The 1398-nt window shown below is 64.4% G+C and carries 1 protein-coding gene; it reads left to right on the top strand.

Annotation, left to right across the window (positions count from 1 at the left end; translation table 11 throughout):
* A partial coding sequence (locus IE124_RS33995; RefSeq protein WP_189513876.1) for an AMP-binding protein occupies positions 1-1398 on the top strand: 1398 nt, incomplete at both ends.

Raw genomic sequence — 1398 nt, 5'->3', positions numbered from 1 at the left:
AACCCCACCCGCACCACCGCCCACCACCCCCTCTTCCAAACCTCCCTCGCCTTCCAAAACAACACCCTCCCCCACCTCACCATCGGAAACATCAACACCACCTTCGAACCCACCTCAACCGGCACAGCACGATTCGACCTCCTCTTCAACATCGTCGAACCACCGGACAACGAAAACGGCAACACCGGCTACCGCGGAATAGTCGAATACGCCACCGACCTATTCGACAAAGAAACCATCAAAGAACTCATCACCCGATACCTCAACCTGCTGAACACAGCCGTCACCAACCCCGACACCCCCCTCCAAACCATCGACATACTCCTCCCCCACGAACACCACCAACTCCTCGAAACCTGGAGTGACACCGCGATCAGCGCCGCAACGGCGACGGTCTACCAGGTGATCGAGAAGCAGATGCGCCGGACTCCGGACGCGATCGCCGTGGCATTCGGGGAGGTCGAGCTGACCTACCGGCAACTCGAGGTGCGCGCCGAAGAGATCGCTGCCACGCTCGCCTCCGTGGGTGTGGGGCCGGACGCCGTGGTGGCGGTAGCACTTACCCGTTCGCCTGATCTGGTCGCGACACTGCTGGGCGTCTTGAAGGCCGGCGGTGTCTATCTGCCCCTGGATCCCGCCTATCCGGCGGACCGGCTGGAATCCATGCTCGACGACTCGGCCCCGCTGGTCGTCGTCACCGACAGGGCCACTGTCGAGTCCGTCGCCGGGACGGGTGTGCGGCGCCTCCTGGTCGAAGAGATCACCACGGCGCGCGCGACCCCCCGACCGGAATTGCGCCCCGATCACCTCGCCTACTTGATCTACACCTCCGGCTCCTCCGGCGTCCCGAAAGGCGTCGCCATGACGTCCGGGGCGCTGGCGAACCTCTTACGCTGGCACGTCGAGGTCACTGACGGTGGCACGGGTTCGAGGGTCGCCCAGTTCACCGCGTCGGGCTTCGACGTCTCGGTCCAGGAGATCCTCTCCAGCCTGGCAACAGGCAAGTCGCTGATCATTCCGGACGACGAGACCCGGGTCGATCCACGCGCGCTCGCGGCATGGCTGCGTCAGGAGCGGATCAACGAGCTTTTCGCCCCGACACCGGTGGTCAAAGCGGTGTGCGAAGCAGCAATGGAGGACGGGTTCGATCTACCTGACCTGCGTGAGGTGTGCCAGGCGGGCGAAGCGCTCACCCTCGACGCCCGCCTCCGAAGGTTCCTCCTCGACTCCCGGACCCGGCTTCGGAACAACTACGGTCCGGCCGAAACACATGTCGTCACCAGCCACTCGTTGCACGACCGGGATACCGACTGGCCGACCGTGGTTCCCATCGGCACTCCGATCCCGAACATGCACACGCGTGTTCTGGATGCCGGTCTGCGTCTGGTTCCGGTGGGT

Origin of the sequence: Streptomyces narbonensis (genome assembly GCF_014649015.1) — a bacterium.
GTDB lineage: Bacteria > Actinomycetota > Actinomycetes > Streptomycetales > Streptomycetaceae > Streptomyces > Streptomyces narbonensis.
The sequence above is the reverse complement of the archived record's forward strand: the minus strand, read 5'-3'. Positions and strand labels throughout refer to the sequence as shown.